Consider the following 21,201-nt stretch of genomic DNA (forward strand, 5'->3'; position numbering starts at 1 on the left):
CGTGGTCCGACCGACTTCCGGCCCAAACGGCTTTTGCGCGCGGCGGGACAATCAGCGATTATGGCCCTCCGAGACGTCCGCTTGTCTCCGCATCTCATCGGCGGTTCTCCGGCGAGGACGGCGCTCCCGCTGGCGGTGGTCGGGCTCCTCCTGCTCGCCTCCGTCGGGTTCGCCGTCGGACTGAACACCGGGATCTCCCTCTGGTGGATCGCGCTTGCGCTCGGAATCGCCGTCGCGGCGGGGATCGCGGGTGCGGGCCTCGTTCCGACCGTCGGATCGCTGTGGCTCGTCGGGTTCTGGTGGTTCGCCTTCCCCCCGCTCGTCGGCTATCTCACGGGTAACTGGACGGGCGCGGGCCGGTACTCGTACCCGCGAATGGTGGGATACGGGTACCAATCCGCGCGTGCGGAACTGCTCGGCGGGATCGAAATCGGTGTCAGACTCGGGCTACAGTTCGCGGTCGTCGTCGGCCTCGTCGGGTACGCGGTCGGAGTGATCGTTAGTCGGCTGTCGACGCGAACGAGCGGGTCCAAATAAACTCGGTCGGTCGCTTATAGTTCGTTGATTGCGGATCGGTATCGAACACCTCCAAAGCCCCAGCCGCGAGGGCGGCGCACGCTCGCTGCGGTCCTCAGTCACTCGCTCCGCTCGTTCCTTGCGGTCCTTGCGTCGCCTCCGCCGCCCTCGCGACTGCCCCTTTGAGTCCCGCCCCGCACCGCTCCGCGCCGCAGCCTCACGCCTCCCCAGCCTCGTCGCCGGCGGCTGCGCCGCCGGCTGCCAGAGACGCGTCGCGCCTCGCTGCCGCTCGCTCCCTCCGGTCGCTCGCGGCGTCCCTCGCGCGTGCGGTTCACGGCCGCCGATGGCGGCCGCTCACCGGCACGCGCCACAGCAGTTGGTATATGAAAGCCGCCACCCCAATCGGAATCGGCTATTTAAACGCCGCGGCTCTGGAGCTTCTCCTCTTCTTTCATGTCCTCATTGGACTGACCCTTCATCCCCTTCCCAGTGCCGCTCGCGATCCGGGCGAGCTCGTCGGGGTCGTCCCAGTTGTTGACGGCCTCGACGACGGCGGTACCCATCGCCTCGGGGTCCTCCGCGCCGAAGATGCCGGAGCCGACGAAGATGCCGTCGCAGCCGTGGTACATCATCAGCGCGGCGTCGGCGGGCGTCGCGATACCGCCGGCCGCGAAGTTGACGACCGGGAGCCGCTCGGCCTCGGCGGTCTCGTGGACCAGGTCGCGCGGGGCGCCGTGTTCGCGGGCCCACTTCTCGCGCTCCTCGTAGTTGAGGCCGGTGAGTGTGCGGATCTGGTTCTTGATGGTGCGCTGGTGTTTGACGGCCTGGTTCACGTCGCCGGTGCCGGCCTCGCCCTTCGTCCGGATCATCGCCGCGCCCTCGCGGATGCGGCGGAGCGCCTCCGGAAGGTTCCGGGCCCCGCAGACGAACGGCGACGTGAAGTCGCGCTTGTCGGTGTGGTACTCGTCGTCGGCGGGCGTCAGCACCTCCGACTCGTCGATCATGTCGACGCCGAGGGACTCCAGGATCTCCGCCTCCTTTCGGTGGCCGATCCGGGACTTGCCCATCACCGGGATCGACACCTCGTCGATGATCTCCGGGACGCGCTCGGGGTCGGGCATCCGCGCGACGCCGCCGCGCTTGCGGATGTCCGCCGGGACGTGTTCGAGGACCATCACGGCGACCGCGCCGGCGTCCTCCGCGATGCGGGCCTGCTCGCGGTTGACGACGTCCATGATCACGCCGCCCTTCTGCATCTGCGCGAAGCCGCGCTTGACCAGCTCGGTCCCCCGCTTCAGCTCCTCCAGATCCGTTGCCTCTGGCATGGATATCGGTTGGGGCGCCGACCACTTAACGGGTCGCTTTCGGGCGGATGGAGCGTCGAGCGCGGCGTTCCCGGCCCGAACGAATTCGGGACGCTCCCGCCGGCCCGGGCGCTGCCTTCCGCCCCGCCACCGCCCCGTCCCCCGACCACCGCAACCGCGAAGTCCCCCGCCGTCCAAGCCGCGGCCGTGACCACGGGAGCCATCCTCGCCGGCGGCCGCTCGACGCGCTTCGGCGACGCCGACAAGGCCGTCGCGCCGATCGCCGGCGTGCCGATGATCCGCCGCGTCGCGGACCGGCTCGCGGGGGCCGACGACCCGGTGCCCCCCGGCGCCGACCGCGCCAGCGGCGGCGACCCGGTCGTCGACGAGTTCGTCGTCAACTGCCGCCCCGACCAGCGCGAGGCGCTCGCCGAGGCGCTGTCGGGAGTCCCGCTCCCCGTTCGCTGGGCGCTCGACGAGGAGCCCGACTTGGGCCCGCTGGCGGGGATCCGGAACGCCTGCCGCGCGGCGACCGACCCGTACGCCGCCGTCGTCGCCTGCGACATGCCGTTCGTCGACCCGTCGTTCCTCGCGGCGCTGCGCGAACTGGCCGGAGAGCCCGGCGTCGAAGCGGTACTGCCGCGGCTCGACGACCGCTGGTTCCAGACGACGCAGGCCGTCTACGCGACCGAACCGGCCGCGGAGGCCTGCGACCGCGCGCTCGACCAAGGCGAGCGGAAGGTGCTCGCGATGGTGGATCGAGTGCGTGAGGCCGTCGTCGACGACGAGGCGATCCGGTCGCTGACGACCGACCGCACCTTCGCGAACGTCAACACGCGGGCCGACCTCGACGAGGCGGAGCGGGCGGTCGCCGCCGCGAGCGACGAGGCGTGAGCCGCGGCGTCTCCGTCAGGCTCCCGGACCGTCGCGCTCTCGGGCCGCCGCGGGGCGCGCTCCGCGTCACCCCTTCAGGACTTCGTACGCCTCGTTGAGCTCCTTGAAGTCCTCCTCGTCGCCGTCCTCGCCGTCCGGATGGAGCCGCTTCGCCCGCTCGCGGTACCGCCGCCGGACCGCCTCGCTGTCGGCCGTGCGGTCGAGCCCGAGCGTCTCGTACGCCTCGCGCTCGGTCATTCGGTCGGCCGTCGGCGCGCGGTCGCGGGGGTCGCGGGCCCCGCCCGGTCCGCGAGCGCCCGCTCGCCGCCCGGTCGCGCCGCGACCGCCGTCGGTGCCGGCGGCGCGGTACGCGCGCTCCCGGTTGGCCTCGGCGCGGGCGCGCTGCCTGGCGCGCTGGCGCTCCGTCGGGCCCGCCGCCTCGGCCGACCGCCGGGCCTGGTCGTGGAGGCGCCCGGTGGCGTGGTACCAGAGGAAGTAGGAGACGGCGCCGAACGGCAGCGCCAGCGCCAGCGCGATCGGGTGGAGGACGATCCCGCCGATCACGAGCAGCGCCGTCATGCCGACGAACGCCCCGGCGAGCCCCACGACGATCGTTCGATTCGTCACGGCCGTACTCGGGGGCGGAGGACTGTAAGGCTCTCGCCGGCGGCGGGGGCTCGACCGGAGCGGTCCGCGCCGCTCCGCACCGTTTATGCCCGCGGCCGCCCGGACTCGGGGTATGGAACCGGCGGACCGAGAGACGGCCACGGGGCTGCCGCCCGGGATCGCGGCTGCCCGCGAGGAGCTCACGCCGATGCTCTCGCAGTACGCCGACCTCTGTGCCGCCCACGAGGACGCCCTGGTGCTGTTCCAGGTCGGCGACTTCTACGAGGCGTTCTGCGAGGCGGCCGAGACCGTCGCGCGCGTCTGCGAGGTGACGCTGACGGAGCGGTCCGACTCGACCGGCGACTACCCGATGGCCGGGATCCCCATCGACAACGCCGCGCCGTACCTCGAATCCCTCCTCGACGCGGGCTACCGCGTCGCGCTCGGCGACCAGGTCGAGGACGCCGAGCAGGCGTCCGGCCTCGTCGACCGCGCGGTCACCGAGGTCATCACGCCCGGCACGGTCGTCGAGGACGACCTGCTCGAATCCGGGACGACGAACTACGTCGCGGCGGTGGCGGCCGACGGGGGCGGCGGGGCCGGCGGTGGGGCCGACCCCTCCTCCGAGACCGTCGGCCTCGCTGCCGTCGACGTCTCGACCGGCGAATGCCTCGTCACCTCGGGCGACCGCGACGCGGTCGCGGGCGAGCTCGACCGGATCGCGCCGGCAGAGCTCATCGCCGGCCCGGACGCCCCCGACTTCGACCCCGCGGACGCGGAGCGCGGCTGGACGACCCACGAGTACGACGACCGCGCGTTCGACCGCCGGCGGGCGACCGAGCGCCTGGAGCCGTACCTCCCCGCGCCCGACCGTCGCTTCGACGCGGACGCGGAGCTTCGGGCGGCCGGCGCGGTGCTGGCGTACGCCGAGTACACGCAGGGCGACGACGGGCCGCTCGGGTACGTCACCCGGGTCCGGCGGTACGACCCCCGCGACCGGCTCCGGCTCGACGCGGCGGCTCAGCGAAGTCTGGAGCTGTTCGAGAACCGCGGGCTGGGCGCGAGCGACACGCTGTTCGACGCGCTCGACGAGACGAACTGCGCGCTCGGCCGGCGGTGCTTGGAGCGCTGGCTCCGGCGCCCGCTCGTCGACGCCGACGCGATCCGGAGCCGCCACGACGCGGTCGGCGAGCTCGCGGACCGGAGCCTCGCCCGCGAGGGGGTCGCCGACGCGCTCGCGACCGCCTACGACCTCGAACGACTGGCGAGCCGCGTCTCGCGGGGCCGGGCCGACGCCCGCGACCTGCGCTCGCTCCATCGGACGCTCGCGGTCGTGCTCGAGCTGAAGGCGACGCTCGCGGGGGCGGAGGGGGAGCGCGAGACGAGCGGCGAGGCGCGCGCGTCGGGCGGCGCCGACGGGGACGGCTCGACACTCCCCCGCACCGACCACCTCGGCGACCTCCGCGACCGGCTCGACGAGCTGACCGAGGTCCGCGACCTGATCGACGCGGCGATCGCGGCCGACCCGCCCCAGGAGATCACCGAGGGCGGCGTGATCCGCGAGGGGTTCGACGGCGACCTCGACGACCTGCGCGCCACCGAGCGCGAGGGCCGCGAGTGGGTCGCCGACCTGGAGGCGAGCGAGCGCGAGCGCACCGGGATCGACTCGCTGTCGGTCGGCCACAACCAGGTCCACGGCTACTACATCGAGGTGACCGACGCGAACCTCGACCGCGTCCCCGACGACTACCGGCGCCGGCAGACGCTGAAGAACAGCGAGCGCTACGTCACCCCGGAGCTGAAGGAGCGGGAAGAGGAGATCGTCGGCGCCGCGGAGCGGGCGGACGCCTTGGAGTACGAGCTGTTCGTCGACGTCCGCGAGCGCGTCGCGGCGGAGACCGAGCGGATCCAGGGGCTCGCGGACGCGCTCGCCGAGCTCGACGCCCTGACCTCGCTCGCGACGGTCGCGGTCGAGGGCGACTACGTCCGGCCCGAGCTGCGCGCGAACCCGGACGGCGGCGTCGCGATCGAGGGCGGCAGACACCCCGTCGTCGAGCGGACCGAGGACTCCTTCGTCCCCAACGACGCCGACCTCCCGCGCGGCTCGGTCGCCGTGATCACGGGGCCGAACATGAGCGGGAAGTCGACGTACATGCGGTCGGTCGCGCTCGCGATCGTGCTCGCGCAGACGGGGTCGTTCGTCCCCGCGCAGGCGGCGTCGCTCCCGGTGTTCGACCGGCTGTTCACCCGCGTCGGCGCCTCCGACGACATCGCGGGCGGCCAGTCGACGTTCATGCGCGAGATGAGCGAGCTGACGGAGATCCTCCACGACGCCGACGCCGACTCGCTCGTCCTCTTGGACGAAGTCGGCCGCGGCACCGCCACCACCGACGGGCGGGCCATCGCCCGCGCGGCCGCGGAGTTCCTCCACGACGAGCTCGGCGCGACCGCCCTCTTCGCCACTCACTACCACGGCCTCACGGACCTGGCCGAGGAGCGCGAGCGCGTCTTCAACCTCCACTTCACCGCCACCCGCGAGGACGGCGACGTGACGTTCCTCCACCGGGTCGTCCCCGGCGCCTCCTCGTCGTCGTACGGCGTCGAGGTCGCGGAGCTGGCGGGGGTCCCGGGGCCGGTCGTCGACCGCGCCCGCGACCTGGTCGCCGCGGAGGAGGCGGAGCGGGGCCGTGACCCGAGCGGACCCGAGCCCGAGGGTCCGACCGACGAAGCGGCGGCGGCCGACGAGGGCGGGCCCGACGACGGGGACCGCGACGGCGACGCGTCGCTGCGGGAGTTCCTCGCGGAGGAGGCGTCGGAGCAGCGCGACGGCGGCGGTCCAGCGGCGGGCGACTCCGCCGCCGAGACCCCCACCGAGGGCGACCGCGCACAGTCGTCGAACGAGGCCGACGGCGAGGCTGCGCCCGGCTCGTCCCCCGACCTCGCCGCGGCGCTCCGCGACCTCGACCTCGCGCGGATGACGCCGATCGAGGCGCTGAACGCCCTCCACGACCTCCAGTCGCGCGCCGACGATGACGGGTGAGCGCGACGCCGCTCGAGGCGCCGCGGGCGGCGACGGCGCCTCGGGCGCCGGCGACCCGGGCGACGAGGAGGGTCGCGTCCGCCGGCTCGACCGGGCGACCGTCGACCGGATCGCGGCCGGCGAGGTCGTCACCCGACCGGCGAGGGTCGTCGGCGAGCTCGTCGACAACGCGCTCGACGCCGGCGCCTCTCGGATCGAAATCGCGGTCGACGGCGACGGCACCGACCGGATCCGCGTCGCGGACGACGGCCGCGGGATGGCCCGCGCGGACGCGGCCCGCGCCGTCGAGCGCCACGCGACGAGCAAGCTGGCGCCCGACGGCGACCCGGTCGGGGTCGACTCGCTCGGCTTCCGCGGCGAGGCGCTCGCGGCCATCGCCGAGGCCGCCCGGCTCGAACTCGTGACGAGCCCCGGCGACGGGGTCGGCACGCGGGTCGCCGTCGACGGGACCGTCCCGGCCCCGGGCGGCGCGGAGGGGCCGGACGTGACGCCGAGCGTCGAGGTCGAACCCGCGGGCCGCGCTCGCGGGACGACGGTCGTCGTCGAGGACCTCTTCGCGACGCGGCCCGCCCGGCGGGAGTCGCTCGGGGGCGCGAGCGCGGAGTTCGCGCGGATCTCCTCGCTCGTCGCCGACTACGCGCTGGCGAACCCCCCGGTCGCCTTCTCGCTCGACCACGACGGGGCGGCGACGCTGTCGACGCCCGGTACCGACCGCACCGACGCGCTCCTCGGCGTGTACGACCGCGAGGCCGCGAGCCGGTCGACGACCGTCGACGCGAGCGCCGACGCGGAGGGGACTTCGGTCGGGGTCTCGGGCGCGCTGGCGTACCCCTCCGTCACCCGGGCGACGCGAGACCACGTCCGCGTCTCGGTGAACGGCCGCCCGGTCCGGAACGACCGGATCGCGGCCGCGGTCCGCGAGGGCTACGGCCGCCTCCTCCCGGACGGCCGCGAGCCGGTCGCCGCGGTCGACGTGTCGCTCCCGCCCGAGCGCGTCGACCCGAACGTCCACCCGGCGAAGCGGGAAGTGGGGCTGCGCGACGCCGACGCGGTCGCGGACGCGGTGGCGTCGGTCGTCGCGGACGCGCTCACCGGCGCCGACCTCCGCCGCGCCGCGGACGTCGCCACCGACCTCGACAGCGCCCTCGAACCGGTCGGCGAGGGGGACGGCTCGCGGGCCGGCGCCTTCGCCGACGCCGAGCCGATCGGCGTCTTCCGCGACCTCTACGTCCTCGTCGAGTCCGGCGACGAACTCCTCGTGATCGACGGCCACGCCGCCCACGAGCGCGTGAACTACGAGCGCCTCGCCCGCGCCTTCGACGGCGATCCGGTGCCGACCGCGACGCTCGACCCGCCCGCGACCGTCTCGCTGTCGACCGACGAGGCGGCGGCCGCGCGGGCGCACGCAGACGACCTCGCCGCGCTCGGCTTCGAGACCGAGCCGTTCGGGGGCGGCACGCGACGGCTTCGGAGCGTCCCCGCGCCGTTCGGCCGGACAGCGGACGCGGACGCCTTCCGAGACGCGCTCGCGGCGCTCTCGGCGGCCGACTCCGGGACGGCGCGGGACGCGCGCGACGACCTCCTCGCCGACCTCGCGTGTCACCCGTCGCTGAAGCGGGGCGACTTCGCCGCCCTCGGCGACGGCGACCTCCGGAATCTGCTCGACCGCCTCGGCGAGTGCGACCGGCCGTACGCCTGCCCGCACGGCCGACCGACCGTCCTCTCCGTCGACGCGGCGACGTTCGCGGCCGGGTTCGGGCGGGACCAGTAAGCCGGGAACGACGCCGCGATCGGCGACCACGAACGTACTCAGTACTTCTGTTACGAACGGATCCGGCCCGTTATTGAGCGGTATTGTCCGCTCATAGCAGCGTTCATTTAATTGCCATCTGATTCGAATCCTGTGGGGACTTCCCACGGAGCGGGCGGTCCGGAACCGCGCGGGTTCCGTGCCGAGCGCCAACGATACACCCAGACCAAAACGATGGACTTCGAACACGCGCGATCGACGGCGGCGGCGCCGCTCGGCGCGACTAGCCGACGCTCGTTCGTCGGCGGCGTCGGCGCGGCGACCGGACTGGGATCGGTCTTCGAACGAGTGGCGTCGCACCGCGGCGACTCGGGCGGCGACGGCCCGAGGAACGGCGGCCCGAACCCGTCAGGCGCCACCTACCACGTGTATCGGTCGAACGGCAAGTACCGGGTTGCGAGCGGCGGGAAGGGCGGCGTCGAGTTCACCGTCGTGGCCGACGGGAACGCCGAGCAGGCGTTCCAGTACGCCTTCGATCAGGTGCCGGCCGACGGCGGCACCGTCGTCGCCGACGCCGACGAGTTCCGGTTTGGCGGCCCGGCGGTGCTGGGGGACGGAACGCTGCTGACCGGGAGCGGCGGCACCCGCTTCGTCGCGTCCGCGACGGGATCGCGCGTCGGATTCACCGAGCGCGAACTCGACGTGGGGCACGACCTGATCCGGGTCCGCGGCGACGACGCGGCGGTGACCGGCATCGAGTTCGACGCGGACGACACCCGCCTCGACAACCACGCGGTACAGGCCGAGGACTGCGACGGACTCCTGATCGCGGACAACCGGACCGTGAACGGGTTCCAGATGGCGCTGTCGTTCGCCGGCTGCGAGAACGTCGTCGTCCGCGGCAACGAGGTGATAGATCCCAACTGGTACGGGATCACCAGCCGCGGGGCCCGCGACGACCTCGATCTTCAGCGTTCGACGGACGTGCTGGTTCAGGGGGACCGCGTCGCCGACGTCACGTTCAACAACATCGCCCCGTACAACGTCTCTAACTTCGGCGTCGTTGGGAACCTCTGCTACCGGGGCGGACACAGCCTCATCGCCTGCTCGCCGTCACAGCAGGGAACGATCGTCGGGAACGTCTGCCGCGACCTGGAGCTCGAACCGATCGCCGCCGACCCGGGCGGCGAGGCCGGACTGGAGATCGAGTACAAGGAAACGCACCTCAGCGACGCCGTGGCAGGCACGGACGACGAGACTTCCCTCGACGTCACGGTCGCGAACAACCACGTCGAGAACTGCGGCGTCGGCTTCATCTCCCGAACGGTCCCGGTCGACGAGGCCGACGAGCCGGAGTACCGACAGACGAAGCGCCCGTACAGTTTCACAGTCACCGGGAACGCGATCAACGGCTGCGACACGGGGATCCTGATCCGCTCCGGCGCCGACGGCGTCGTCGCGACGAACGCGCTCCGGGCTAACGACGCGCAGATCGACATCAGGGACTCGCCGTTCGCGGAGAACGTACAGACGGAACTGAACGTCACGCGCGACGCGTGAACCGCCCCTACTCCCGGCGAGACGGGTGAGGCCCCCGATCGATACCTATTAACACGATGGGACCGGGGGTACTCGCATGGGAGAGCGGACCGACGTGACGCGGGGGTCGCTGCCGGCGGAGCGGTCGGCGGGCCGGTTCTCGGGCCCCGGCGGCCTCCGCGACGTCGTGGAACGGATCCTCGCGTGGCTTCGGGAGCGGCGCGGATCCGGCCTGGAGCGCGTCTCGACGGCGACGACGATGCGGAACGTCGTCGACACGGACGCGCTCGCGGAGGAGACGCCACAGAAGTGGAGCGTCCGCCACGACGTGGTCACCTACGGCGCGGACTCGCTCACGGACGTACTCGTCTTCAGGCACGATCCGAGCAGACAGGACCTCGTGGTGATGCCGGAGCGGAACACCGAGCCGGAAGGCGAGGTCAGCTTCTACCACGCCGACCGCACGAAGGGCGCGCGCCACCTCCTGTCGATCGGCGCCGACTCGCTCACGGCGGCGCTGAGCTACGTCCTAGAGCGCATCGAGCGGTTCGAGCGCCTCTTCACCGGCCGCGGCTCGGAGCTGCCGAGCGGCTACACGGGGCCGTCGGAAGACCTGTAAGCGCGGCCGCGGGCCGACGCACGCCGACCGTTCTCACACCGACCCGTCCCGCGAACGGCCGTCGCCGTCCTCGTCGATCCGCTCGACGCGCTCGACCGTCTCCTCCGCCTCCGCCGTCTCGGGCGGGTACGAGACGGTCCGCTGCGGGTAGGGGATCGAGATGCCGGCGTCGGCGAAGCGCTCCTGGATCCGCTCGACCGCGATCGCCTTCGAGCGCCACCGGGCCTGCGGGGTCGGCGGGTCGATCCAGAACCGGAGGTCGAGGAGGATCGCCGAGTCGCCGAACCCGGACGGGATCGCGTACGGCTGCGGGTTGTTCGCGATCGTGTCGATCCCGTCGAGCACGTCCTCGGCGATCTCGGCCGCCTCGTCGGGGTCGTCGTCGTACCCGATCCCGACCTCCATGTGGATCCGGAGGCGCCCCTCGCGGCTCCGGTTCGTGATCGCCTGGTTGGCGACGAGGTCGTTGGGCACCACGACGTACTCCCCGTCGAAGTTCCGCATGTGGGTGTTTATGATCGTGATGTCGGTGACGAACCCCTCCTCGCTGCCGATCTCGACCCAGTCGCCGATCTCGAACGGGCGGGCGAACATCAGCACGAAGCCGGCGATGAGCGACCCCAGCGTCTGCCGGGCCGCCATCCCGAGCACGATCCCGAGGAACCCGGCGCCGACGAGGAGGCCGTCGAGGTTCACGCCCCAGATGCCGAGGACCGTGATCCCGGCGAGCACCAGCAGTCCGACCTGCGCGAGCCGGGTGAGCAGCTGTTCCTGGTGGGCCGTGATCCGGTCGCTGTCCGCCGACAGCTCCCCGACGTACGTCTCCACCACGTCGCTGACGACGTAGGCGCCGCCGAGCAGCACCGCCGTGACGACGACCTGCGCGCCGACCCTGGCGGCGTTCTCAGCGACGGGCAACACCGCGACCACGAGTTCGAAACGCCCCCACAGCGTCAACACGGCGACGCCCGCGAGCGCGAACAGCGCGAGCTGTAAGAGCCCGACCGACAGCCGCAGGATGAACGAGGTCGGGACCCCCTCGCGGAACGTCTCGATCGCGCCCTCGGTCGATTCCGCCGTCCGCTCGTCGAGGAGCCGCTCGATCCAGCTCGCGGCGGTCCGCTCGCCGGCGCGGACGGCCTTCGGCAGCAACAGCCACCCGACCGCGAGCGTCCCGAGGGCGATGGCGGCGGTGACCGCCAGCCGTCCCTCAGTGGTCGAGATGTCGCTCAGCACCGCTCCGACCCGAACGCCGAGTCCGCCGATCACGGTCGCCCGTTCGCCGCCGGTCGGATAACGGCTCCGACGCGAGTCTCAGTCGGGAGAATCGGCGTGTCCGCTCCGGGGACCCGGGCCGCGGGAGCGGGGCGGTCCCTCACCGCCCTCGGCGGAGCTCCTCTATCAGCTGTTCGATGAGCGCCGACTGCCGGTCGAGGCGCTCGGACTGCGCCTCAACGGTGCGGCGCAGCGCCGCGACCTCGCTCGCGAGGTCGGCGTCCTCGACCCCGGCGCTCTCGAACGGCGACCCGTCGAAGGCGTCTCCTCCGCGGATCGGGCCCTCCGCGTCGGCCTCGGTCGCGACGGCGTCGGCGTCGCCGACGGGGTCCCCGGCCGCCGACTCGGTGCCGGCCGCGTCCGCCGAGCGCCCCTCGGCGCCGACCGCCGACGCGGCCTCGCCGGCGCCCTCCGAGTCGATCCCCTCGGCGGCCGACGCCGGCTCCGTCGCGTCCGCGTCCAGCGGGTCGCTCGCGGCGTCGTCGACGCTCGCGTCCGCGGCGAGGGGGTCCGCGTCCAGCGGATCGTCGCCCGACGCCGACCCCGCCGCCGTCGAGGCCGCGGTCTCGGCCGAGTCGGCGCCGTCGTCTCCGGAGGCGGAGTCCGTCTCGGTCGACCGGCCGGCGCCGGCCGCGTCTCCCGCCTCGGGGCCCTCCGCGTCGGCCTCGGCGTCGGCGGCGGGCGACGCCGAGAGCGGGTCGGGCCCCTCGCCGAAGTCGGTCGTGCCGCTCGGCTCGGCGTCCGCGGCCGGCTCCTCGGCCTCGGCGGCGGCGACGCGGAACTCTTCGAGGCTGTCGACGCCGTGGAACGAACACACCGCGTCGGCGAGCGTCTCCCGGACCGCCCGGGCGGACTCGTTGGGGGCCTTGAACCGCTCCGAGCGGCCGCCGTGGACGAGGACGACCGCGGTGGCCACGGTCCCCTCCTCGAAGTCGAGGCCGGTGATGTCCTCGTAGTGGAACTCCTCGAAGTCGGCGTCCCAAACGGCCGAGCCGACGTGTTTGACAAGCCGCTCGCTGGTGACGATGAGGGTGAGTTCCGAGAAGCGGAAGGTGCGGACGACCGTCTCGCCGGGGCCGGTGACGCCGCTCGCCGAGAGGACGCCGGCGAGGACCGGGTGGAGGACGTCGTCGACGCGCTTGGCGGGGACCGAGAGCGTCTCGTCGCCGTCGAGGCCGTACCCGAGGGTGATCTTCGCCTTGCGGCGGCCCGTCGAGACGTCGATCCGCTCGACGTCGTGGCCGTACTCGTCGACGGACTCGTCGGACAGGAGCCCGTCGCCGCGGAAGACGAGGGTCCGGGTGGGCGTGACCGCGAGTCGATCGTCGCCGCCCAGCGGCACCTCGGCGACGACGTCCTCGTCGCCGACGGTCGCCGCGAGCAGTTCGGGGAGGCTCATACGCCCGGGATACGCCGCGCCCGGCATAAATCCGCTGGGTCGGCCGCGAGCGGGCGGCGGCTCTGTCCGTCGCGGCCGCGTCCGCGAGCGCGCTCTGACCGCCGATCACCGCCCGACCCGCGCGCGAAATCGCCGTCGGCCCCCGCGCGAACGGCGTGGAAGCGGCCGCCCGCGGCGATCTGCGATCGGTTCACAACCCTCCGACGGATGGGAAGGTTAAAGAGTCTCATCGCGGTACGAAATGGTGAGGCCGGGTGGCTTAGCTGGACATAGCGCCGCACTCATAGGGTTCGGAGATTCGGTGCGGTGACGCCTTGGAAGCGTCCGCGTCCTTCCCGTGGCTCCGCCGAGCCTCGGACCTGGGACATGCGGAGATCGTGGGTTCGGAGCCCACCCCGGCCACTTCTCGTCTTGTCGACACTACTCCCGCTGCCCCCGTAGCGCGGGCGCCGTCCGACGACGACCGGCCGAGACGCCATCAGGCCCGCCGCTGCTCGGACTCTCCCGCGTCGACCGTCCCGGCCTCGGCGCGAGCGCCGCACCGCGCTCCGGGAGCCGGGTTCACGGGAACGTTCCCACGGCGTGTGTCCGATTTGTACAGGTGTTTAGGCGACCGGTCGAAGCTCGACAGATGTGGATCGCATTCGAGTGGTCGTGCAACAGCGATGGACGCGACAGCGACGGACGGCGAGGGGGCGCCGTCAGACGGAGATTCCGTTACGCCGGAACCGCCTCGCCCGCGACGAGTGCGGCCGCGGCGACGGCAACGCCGAGCCCCAGCAGCGCGTAGTTCGCGAGCGGGTTCGCCGCGGTGACCAGGTCGAGCGTGTATTTCGTGTCTCGCAGGGGCGCGAACGGTCGGACCCCCATCGGCGTGAGCGCGTCCGCGAGGAGGTGCGAACCGATCGTCACGACGCCGAAGAGGAAGCCTGCGCCGCCGAACAGCATCGCCTCGACGAGTCCGCTCCGGAGACCGACCGCCAGCCCGGCGGCCCCGAAGGCGATCCCGACGAGCAGCGCGAACCAGACGGTGTGGGTGATCCCCCGGTGTTTGACGAAGGGAACTCGCGTGTCGAGGTCGGGGACCATCGCCAGCGAGGCGACGCCGACGGCGCCGGCGGCGCCGACCTCTATCGAGGCGAGGGCGGTGACGAGGAACCCAAGCGGGGCGTAGACGACGAGCGCGGCCCCGACGTGACCCGTCCGGTACACGCCCCTGAGTGCGGGTCCGTCCCCTAAGTCCGTTGCGTCGGCCGCCGCGCCCGGCGCCCGCGCCCCGGTCCCAGGGGCGAAACGCCTACGGCCTCCCGCGGTGACCGTCCGGTATGTCCCTGACTGCCCGCGACCTGATGGAGCCGGACGTGAAGACCGTCTCGCCGGACGACGACGTCGCCGAGGTGTTCAAGCGGTTCGCCCGCTACGCGTTCGGCGGCTTCCCGGTCGTCGACGACGACGAGCGGGTGGTCGGGATCGTCACCGAGTCAGACCTCGTCGACCTCTTCGAGCCCGACGACGAGACGCTGTGGATCCCCATCGGGCTCCCGCCGTTCGTGGACACGCTCTCGTATCAGGTGAAGCGCCCGTGGGCCGACCTCGACCTCGGCGTGGACCTGATCCGCAACGCTGACCGTCCCATCTCCGAGGTGATGAGCCCCGACGTGGCGACGGTGACGCCGGATGCGAGCGTCGACGACGTGCTCGACCTGCTCGTCGGCGACGATCCGGATATTAATCGCGTGCCCGTCGTCGACGACGACGGCCGGATCGTCGGGATCATCGCGCGGCAGGACGTGATCCGTGCGTTCCGCGACAAGCGACTGGAATAGGTCGGATCACGAGTTTTAACGGTCGATTTCGGAGACACTCCCGCGAGTGGTCCCTTACCGATCGATAGCAGACCGACGGCGAACACCTCCAAAGCCCCAGTAGCGAGGGCGGCGCACGCTCGCTGCGGTCCTCAGTCGGTCGCTATCGCTCCCTCCTTGCGGTCCTTACGTCGTCATCAGAACGCTTTGCGTTCTGATTGGCTCACGAGAGCGGAGCTCTCGTGAACGCCTGCGCCGCCCTCGCGACTGCCCCTTCGAGTCCCACCCGCCCCGCACAGCACCGCAGCCTCACGCCTCCCCAACCTCGCCGCTCACGCTTCGCGGCTGCGCCGCTCGCGTTCGCGGCGTCCCTCGCGTGTGCTCCTCGCGGCCGCCGAGGGCGGCCGCTCGCAGGCACGCGCCGGCCGCATCCGCCGGCTAAACGGCCTCGTTCGGTCGCGTCGACGGGACGCGATCGCCCGAGGCGCCGAGGGACAGCCTCTTACCGGTCGACCGTCAGGAACGGACGGACATGCTGATCGCCGGAACCGTCGTCGCCGACTCCGAGACCGTCATCCCCGACGGCGCCGTCGTCGTCGAGGGGAACACGATCGCCGCGGTCGGCGAGGAGCCCGACCTCCGCGACCGCTACCCCGACCACGAGCGGCGGACGTTCGACCTCGTCGCGCCCGGCCTCGTGGGCGGCCACATCCACTCGGTCCAGTCGCTGGGTCGGGGGATCGCCGACGACGCCGCCCTCCTCGACTGGCTCTTCGACGCCGTCCTCCCGATGGAGGCCGCGATGGACGCCGAGGCGACTCGGGCGGCCGCCGAGCTGGGGTACCTGGAGTGTCTCGAATCGGGGACGACGACCGTCGTCGACCACCTCTCGGTGAACCACGCCGACGAGGCGTTCGAGGCCGCGATCGAGACCGGGATCCGCGCGCGGCTCGGGAAGGTGCTGATGGACCGGGACTCTCCCGACGGGCTGCTGGAGGAGACCGACGCCGCGCTCGCCGAGAGCGAGGCCCTCATCCGCGAGTACCACGGCGCCGCCGCCGGCCGCGTCCGCTACGCGGTGACGCCGCGGTTCGCCGTCACCTGTACCGAGACCTGCCTGCGCGGCTGCCGCGAGCTGGCCGACCGCTACGACGGCGTGACGATCCACACCCACGCCAGCGAGAACGAGGACGAGATAGCGACCGTCGAGGCCGACACCGGGAAGCGGAACGTCCTGTGGCTCGACGAGGTCGGGCTGACGGGCCCGGACGTGACGCTCGCGCACTGCGTCCACACCGACGAGCGCGAGCGCGAGGTGCTCGCCGACACCGGGACGGTCGTCACGCACTGCCCCTCCTCGAACATGAAGCTCGCCTCGGGAATCGCGCCGGTCCAGGACTACCTCGACCGCGGGATCCCCGTCGCGCTCGGCAACGACGGCCCGCCGTGTAACAACACGCTCGACCCGTTCACGGAGATGCGGCAGGCGAGCCTCCTCGGCAAGGTCGACGCCCGCGATCCGACGCGCCTCCCGGCCGCGACCGTGCTGGAGATGGCGACGGAACACGGCGCCCGCGCCGCCGGCTTCGACCGCCTCGGCGCGCTCCGCGAGGGGTACCGCGCCGACGTGATCGGGATCGCGACCGACCTGACCCGGGCGACCCCGATCCACGACCCGCTCTCGCATCTGGTGTACGCCGCGCACGGCGACGACGTGACCTTCGCGATGGTCGACGGCGAGGTCCGCTACGCCGACGGCGAACACGTCGGGACCGACGCCGCCGCGGTCCGCGAGCGCGCGACGCGCCACGCGGAGCGCGTGGCCGAGACGGCCGGCATCGACGTCGCCGAACCGTAGCCTCGTCGCCGTCGCTCTCGCGTCGTGAGAAGCGCGGGGAGGCCGGCGACCTACGAGGGGCGCTCCGCCGACGAGGCGACCGCGGAGGGGGACTGCGCCCACCGCATCGCGGCGTCGTCGTCGTTGAACGCCTCGGTGTCGACCCCCTCGACGTCGATGGTCCGCTTGAGGAAACGCCGCTTCGAGCGCTGCCCGACCACGGCGAAGCGGTCGACGCCGCGCGCGACCGCGATCTGCGCGGACTCGCGGAGGGCCCGCCGGCCGGCGTCGGAGCACGGCCGGCTGGTCCGGACGACGATCACGACGGCGTCGATCGCGTCGGGATCGGTCGCGGTCCGCCAGCGATCGAGGAGCGCCTCGCCGTCCGCGGGGCTCAGCCCAGTCCCGTGAGGGAACTCGACTACGAGGACCTCGTCCTCGACCCGCAGCAGCCAGCGCTCGCTCGGTTCCATGACACGACCTCCCACGTGCTTGGGTATAAACCACACTCTCCGATTATCGTATCAGATACTTGAATCCGTACGACGGAGCGGTCCCGGCGGCGCCGGTCGCCCGCCCGAGAGGATCAGTTCCGCCGGCCGGTCCCCTCGTCGAGCGCGTCGACGACCGCGGCCGCGAGCGCCTCGAACGACGCCTCGTCGGGGACGACGTCGACGCCGAGGCCCCGGTCGCGAGCGGTCTCCGCGGTCGGCGGGCCGATGACGCCGACGACCGCGTCCGTCAGCCCGGCGCGGGCCGCCTCGTCGACGCCGCGGTCGGCGGCCGCCGCGAGGAAGTTGTCGACCGTGAGCGAGGAGGTGAACGCGACCGCGTCGAGGTCGCCGGTCGCGGCCAGCTCGGCCGAGTCACCGGCGTCGTCCGGACGCGCGAGCCGGTAGAGCACGGTCTCGGTCACGTCGGCGCCGGCCTCGCGCAGGCCGTCGAGGAGCACGTCGCTCCCGTGGTCCGAGCGAGCGACGACGACGCGCTCGCCCGCCACGCGCGCCTCCAGCGCGGCGACGAGCCCGGCTGAGGTGTACTCCTCCGGGACGACGTCCACCGTCCAACCGACCTCGCGGGCGGCCGCGGCAGTCGCCGGCCCGATCGCGGCGACGTCCGCGTCGCCGGGCTCCCAGCCGGCCTCGGCGGCGAGCTCGACACCGGTCTTGCTCGTGAGCACGACGAGCGGCGCGTCGGCCGGGACCGCGCCCGTCGGCTCGACTTCGAGCATGGGGTCCGGGACCGGCTCCGCGCCGAGTTCGCGGAGCAGTTTGACGGCCGACTCGATCCGCTCGTCGGCCGGGCGGAAGACGGCCACGCGCGGGCGGTCGGCGCCCCCGATCACGCCCCGTCACCACCGGTCGCGTCGCCGCCGCGCCCCTCGCCCGGCGACCGAACTGGGGCCGAGTCGGCGTTTTCGAGGAAGGTCACGACGCGGTCGCGGGTCGCGGCCACGTCGCCGATCACGGTGATCGCGGGCGGTTCGATCCCCGCCTCGTCGCGGACGTCGACGATGGTGTCGAGCGTGCCCGTCGCGACGCGGCTGTCGGGCCAGGTGGCGCGCTCGACGAGGGCGACGGGCGTGTCTCCGCCGAGGCCGGCGTCGCGGAGCTCCGCGGTGTACGCCGGCAGCTTCCCGACGCCCATCAGCACGACGATGGTCCCGCCGGTCGCGGCGAGCGCCGCCCAGTCGACCGCCGACTCCTCCTTCGTCGGGTCCTCGTGACCGGTGACGAACGATACGGAGGAGGCGTGGTCGCGGTGGGTCACCGGGATCCCGGCGACCGCGGGACCGGCGATGGCCGAGGTGACACCGGGGACGACCTCGAAGGGGACCCCCTCGGCCGCGAGGTGCTCGGCCTCCTCGCCGCCGCGCCCGAAGACGAACGGATCGCCGCCCTTCAGCCGAACGACGCGGTTCCCCTCGCGGGCCAGCTCGACCATGCGCCGGTTGGTGTACTCCTGGGGCGTCCACTCGCCGCCGGCGCGTTTCCCCACGTCCTCCCGCTTCTCCTCGGGGATCTCGCCGAGGATCTCGGGGCCGGGGAGCTTGTCGTGGAGGACCACGTCCGCCGACTCGATCAGGCGCTTCGCCTTGACGGTGAGCAGGTCCGGGTCGCCCGGCCCGGAGCCGACGAGGAAGACGGTGCCGACGCCGTCGTCGCGTCGCCGCGTCGGCGGCTCCTCGGCGTCCTCCCTTGGGGTCGCGCCGCCGTCAGTCATCGGTCTCCGCCTCCTCGCGCGCCTCGGCGATCAGGTCGTCGGCGCCGCGGTCGGCGAGGTCCGCGGCGAACTCGGCCGCCGCGGTCGCGTGCGACCGGATCGGCAGGTCGCGGGTCCCGGCCACCTCCTCGGTGCCGTCCGTCGAGAGCACCCGCGCCCGGACGTGGACGTGCTCGCCCTGGACCATCGCGGCGACCCCGATCGGCGCGACGCAGCCGCCGTTGAGCTCGCCGAGGACCGTCCGCTCGACGGTGACCGCCACGCGGGTCCGCTGGTGGTCGACCGCGTCGCGGACCGCCTCGACCACGTCCGGGTCGCTCGCGGTGACCGCGATGGCGCCCTGGCCGGCCGCGGGGACGAACTCCTCGCGCGGGAGCCGCGTCGTCTCCACCTCGTAGAAGAGGTTCGAGCGGCGCAGCCCCGCCTCCGCGAGGACGACCGCGTCGTACTCCGTCTCGACCTTACGCTCCATCGCCGAGCGTTCGAGGTCGGACAGCGAGTCGAACCACTCCTCGACGCTGCGCTCGAACTCCTCGTCGACCTCGTCGTCCGCGTCCTCCCCGTCGGCGCTCTCGCCGTCCGCGTCGCCCTCGCCGTCCCCCTCGGCGGTCAGCGCGCTCTCCTCGCCCGACGCGATCAGGCGGCGCTCGTGTTCCGCCTGGAGGCCGGGGGCGAGCAACTTTTCCAGCCGCGTGTCGACGTTGCCGCGGATCGGCTCGACGGTGAGGTCCGGGCGGGCCGCGCGGATCTGCGCGCCCCGGCGGAGCGAGCCGGTCCCGACGACGGCGCCCGACGGGAGGTCTTCGATGCCCAGCCCCTCCGGGTGGACGAGCACGTCGCCGGAGGGGGCGCGCTCGGGAACGCCCGCGACGACGAGGTCCGCCACCTCCTCGGTCGGGAGGTCCTTCAGCGAGTGGACCGCGAGGTCGGCGTCGCCGGCGAGCACCTCCTCGTCGAGGGCGCGCACGAACGCGCCCGTCTTTCCGAGCCGGTGGATCAGTTCGTCGGGGATCTGGTCGCCGCGCGTCTCCACCTGCCGGAGTTCCACGTCGCGGCGCCGGCTCGACAGCGCCTCGCGGACGGTCTCGGCCTGCCGGAGGGCCAGGTCCGACCCGCGGGTCGCGAGCCTGAGCGTTTCGGTCATACGCGGACCGAGGTCCCCCGCGTTCAAAAGCGCACCAGTTCGGCCGCCTCGGCGACCGCGGCGCCGTGGTCGCCGAGGCGCCGACGCGCGCTCCGGCTCGCTCGCGCCCGTCCTCGCGTACCGAGGCAACTCCGGCCACGGTCACGGGCCATTTATCCGTCCGCCCCGAAGGGTGGCCGAGATGGCACGCGCGAGCGTCGGGGCCCGACTCCACTTCGGCTTCTGTAACCTCAGCCTCTCCCACGAGCGGCTGTACGGCGCCCTCGGCGTCGGGCTCGCGGCGCCCCGCGCGGTCGTCGACGCGGAGCCGGCCTCGGCGGTCCGCGTGACGGTCGACGAGGCCGCGGGGACCCCCGCCGAGTCGACCGGATCCGCCGCGGCGGTGCGCGACGACGTCCGCGGGTACGCGACCGCGGCCGCCGACCTGCTCGGCGTCGACGGCGCCCGGGTCGCGGTCCGCGAGTCGCTCCCGCGGCACGCCGGCCTCGGCAGCGGGACGCGGCTGGCGGCGGCGACGCTCGCCGCGGTCGCGACCGCCCACGGCGAGCCGCCCCGGGTCCGCGAGCGCGCCCCGGCCCTCGGCCGCGGCGGGCGCTCCGGCGTGGGCGTCGCGACGTTCGAGGACGGGGGGTTCGTCCTCGACGCCGGGCACCCGACGGCGCGGTTCACCACCGACCGCCCCGCCGACGGCGAGTGGACCGTGCCGCCGGTGGCCGCCCGCCACCAAGTCCCCGACGACTGGCGGTTCCTGCTCGTCGAGCCCGGCGCGGACGCCGGCCGGAGCGGACCGGCCGAGGACGACGCGATGCGCGCCGCGGTCGAGCGCGCGGACCCGGCCCTCGCCGACCGGATCGGCGGGACCGTCACCCGGCGCGTCCTCCCCGCGGTCGCGACGGGCGACGCGGAGGCGTTCGGGGCCGCGGTCGCGGAGATCGGGCGGCTCAACGGCGCGTGGTACGCCGACGAGCAGGGCGGCGTGTACCGGCCGCCCGTCGGCGCGGTCGTCGACTCGCTGTCGGGCGCCGCGTCGGTGTTCGGCGCCGGCCAGTCCTCGTGGGGGCCGACCGTCTACGGTGTCACCGACGCGGCCCGCGCGGACGCGGCGCTGGCGGCCGGCGAGCGCGCGCTCGATCGGGCCGGCGTCGACGGCGAGGTGTCGGTCGTCCGGGCGTCGAACGACGGGGCGCGGATCGACGCGGCGGGCGGGGCGGACCCGCCGTCTGCCGACCCGGAGAGGGGTAACACTAAGCCCCGCGGCGACGGGGCGTAAG

Annotated in this window: 18 protein-coding genes and 1 tRNA gene; 10 read left to right on the forward strand and 9 right to left on the reverse strand. The window is 73.5% G+C overall.

Annotated elements, in window-relative coordinates:
• Positions 1-60 precede the first annotated feature (60 nt).
• On the forward strand, positions 61-537 hold the full coding sequence (locus AMR74_RS04180) for a hypothetical protein (protein WP_053770786.1): 477 nt from the start codon (positions 61-63) through the stop codon (positions 535-537).
• A gap of 395 nt (positions 538-932) precedes the next feature.
• On the opposite strand, the gene pdxS is transcribed toward AMR74_RS04180, so the two are convergent.
• Positions 933-1,841, reverse strand: coding sequence for a pyridoxal 5'-phosphate synthase lyase subunit PdxS (gene pdxS, locus AMR74_RS04185; RefSeq protein WP_053770787.1), 909 nt, complete (start codon positions 1,839-1,841; stop codon positions 933-935).
• A 186-nt stretch (positions 1,842-2,027) separates the two neighbouring features.
• Between pdxS and mobA the strand changes: the two genes are divergently transcribed.
• Positions 2,028-2,714 carry a molybdenum cofactor guanylyltransferase gene (gene mobA / locus AMR74_RS04190; protein ID WP_053770788.1) on the forward strand — a complete coding sequence of 229 codons (687 nt, stop codon included), beginning with the start codon at positions 2,028-2,030 and terminating at the stop codon, positions 2,712-2,714.
• A gap of 66 nt (positions 2,715-2,780) precedes the next feature.
• Here the strand turns inward: mobA and AMR74_RS04195 are convergent, their stop codons facing one another.
• Complete coding sequence (locus tag AMR74_RS04195) at positions 2,781-3,320, reverse strand: DnaJ domain-containing protein (protein ID WP_053770789.1); 540 nt, start codon at positions 3,318-3,320, stop codon at positions 2,781-2,783.
• Between the two features lie 112 nt (positions 3,321-3,432).
• Between AMR74_RS04195 and mutS the strand changes: the two genes are divergently transcribed.
• The 4 genes from mutS to AMR74_RS04215 all read left to right on the forward strand — a co-directional run bounded on the left by mutS (position 3,433) and on the right by AMR74_RS04215 (position 10,247).
• A complete protein-coding gene (gene mutS, locus AMR74_RS04200) occupies positions 3,433-6,339 on the forward strand; it encodes a DNA mismatch repair protein MutS (protein WP_053770790.1) in 2,907 nt (968 codons plus the stop codon).
• Positions 6,329-8,110 (forward strand): DNA mismatch repair endonuclease MutL, encoded by a 1,782-nt coding sequence (mutL, locus tag AMR74_RS04205; RefSeq protein WP_053770791.1) that lies wholly within the window; start codon positions 6,329-6,331, stop codon positions 8,108-8,110. The genes mutS and mutL overlap by 11 nt, the downstream gene beginning before the upstream one ends.
• A gap of 213 nt (positions 8,111-8,323) precedes the next feature.
• Positions 8,324-9,649 carry a right-handed parallel beta-helix repeat-containing protein gene (locus AMR74_RS04210; protein ID WP_053770792.1) on the forward strand — a complete coding sequence of 442 codons (1,326 nt, stop codon included), beginning with the start codon at positions 8,324-8,326 and terminating at the stop codon, positions 9,647-9,649.
• A gap of 76 nt (positions 9,650-9,725) precedes the next feature.
• Positions 9,726-10,247: a hypothetical protein gene (locus tag AMR74_RS04215; protein WP_053770793.1), complete on the forward strand. Its 522-nt coding sequence runs from the start codon at positions 9,726-9,728 to the stop codon at positions 10,245-10,247.
• Between the two features lie 33 nt (positions 10,248-10,280).
• On the opposite strand, the gene AMR74_RS04220 is transcribed toward AMR74_RS04215, so the two are convergent.
• On the reverse strand, positions 10,281-11,516 hold the full coding sequence (locus tag AMR74_RS04220; protein ID WP_205625944.1) for a mechanosensitive ion channel family protein: 1,236 nt from the start codon (positions 11,514-11,516) through the stop codon (positions 10,281-10,283).
• Positions 11,517-11,622: 106 nt separating this feature from the next.
• The gene (locus tag AMR74_RS04225) at positions 11,623-12,921 is read right to left on the reverse strand and encodes a DUF7115 domain-containing protein (RefSeq protein WP_053770794.1); all 1,299 of its coding nucleotides are present in this window, start codon (positions 12,919-12,921) and stop codon (positions 11,623-11,625) included.
• A gap of 248 nt (positions 12,922-13,169) precedes the next feature.
• On the opposite strand from AMR74_RS04225, the gene AMR74_RS18990 reads away from it, so the two are divergent.
• Positions 13,170-13,323: transfer RNA gene (locus tag AMR74_RS18990), tRNA-Met, on the forward strand.
• A 315-nt stretch (positions 13,324-13,638) separates the two neighbouring features.
• On the opposite strand, the gene AMR74_RS04235 is transcribed toward AMR74_RS18990, so the two are convergent.
• Positions 13,639-14,133, reverse strand: a complete 495-nt coding sequence (locus AMR74_RS04235; RefSeq protein WP_053770795.1) for a metal-dependent hydrolase — start codon at positions 14,131-14,133, stop codon at positions 13,639-13,641.
• A 113-nt stretch (positions 14,134-14,246) separates the two neighbouring features.
• On the opposite strand from AMR74_RS04235, the gene AMR74_RS04240 reads away from it, so the two are divergent.
• Together AMR74_RS04240 and AMR74_RS04245 are read left to right on the forward strand one after the other, a co-directional pair.
• Positions 14,247-14,747 carry a CBS domain-containing protein gene (locus AMR74_RS04240; protein WP_053770796.1) on the forward strand — a complete coding sequence of 167 codons (501 nt, stop codon included), beginning with the start codon at positions 14,247-14,249 and terminating at the stop codon, positions 14,745-14,747.
• Positions 14,748-15,258: 511 nt separating this feature from the next.
• Positions 15,259-16,584, forward strand: a complete 1,326-nt coding sequence (locus AMR74_RS04245; RefSeq protein ID WP_053770797.1) for a 5'-deoxyadenosine deaminase — start codon at positions 15,259-15,261, stop codon at positions 16,582-16,584.
• 50 nt (positions 16,585-16,634) lie between these two features.
• Here AMR74_RS04245 and AMR74_RS04250 read toward each other — a convergent pair whose 3' ends face one another.
• The 4 genes from AMR74_RS04250 to hemC form a co-directional block, all read right to left on the reverse strand.
• Entirely contained in the window at positions 16,635-17,036 is a 402-nt protein-coding gene (locus AMR74_RS04250; protein WP_053770798.1) for a hypothetical protein, read from the reverse strand.
• A 113-nt stretch (positions 17,037-17,149) separates the two neighbouring features.
• Complete coding sequence (locus tag AMR74_RS04255; RefSeq protein WP_394324733.1) at positions 17,150-17,905, reverse strand: uroporphyrinogen-III synthase; 756 nt, start codon at positions 17,903-17,905, stop codon at positions 17,150-17,152.
• Positions 17,905-18,786, reverse strand: coding sequence for a uroporphyrinogen-III C-methyltransferase (cobA, locus tag AMR74_RS04260; RefSeq protein WP_053770800.1), 882 nt, complete (start codon positions 18,784-18,786; stop codon positions 17,905-17,907). Before cobA ends, AMR74_RS04255 begins: the two co-directional genes overlap by 1 nt.
• Positions 18,779-19,930 carry a hydroxymethylbilane synthase gene (gene hemC / locus AMR74_RS04265; protein WP_053770801.1) on the reverse strand — a complete coding sequence of 384 codons (1,152 nt, stop codon included), beginning with the start codon at positions 19,928-19,930 and terminating at the stop codon, positions 18,779-18,781. The genes cobA and hemC overlap by 8 nt, the downstream gene beginning before the upstream one ends.
• Before the next feature lie 181 nt (positions 19,931-20,111).
• Between hemC and AMR74_RS04270 the strand changes: the two genes are divergently transcribed.
• The gene (locus tag AMR74_RS04270; RefSeq protein ID WP_053770802.1) at positions 20,112-21,200 is read left to right on the forward strand and encodes a beta-ribofuranosylaminobenzene 5'-phosphate synthase family protein; all 1,089 of its coding nucleotides are present in this window, start codon (positions 20,112-20,114) and stop codon (positions 21,198-21,200) included.
• Position 21,201 lies beyond the last annotated feature (1 nt).

Source organism: Halorubrum tropicale, from assembly GCF_001280455.1.
Classification (GTDB): Archaea; Halobacteriota; Halobacteria; order Halobacteriales; family Haloferacaceae; genus Halorubrum; species Halorubrum tropicale.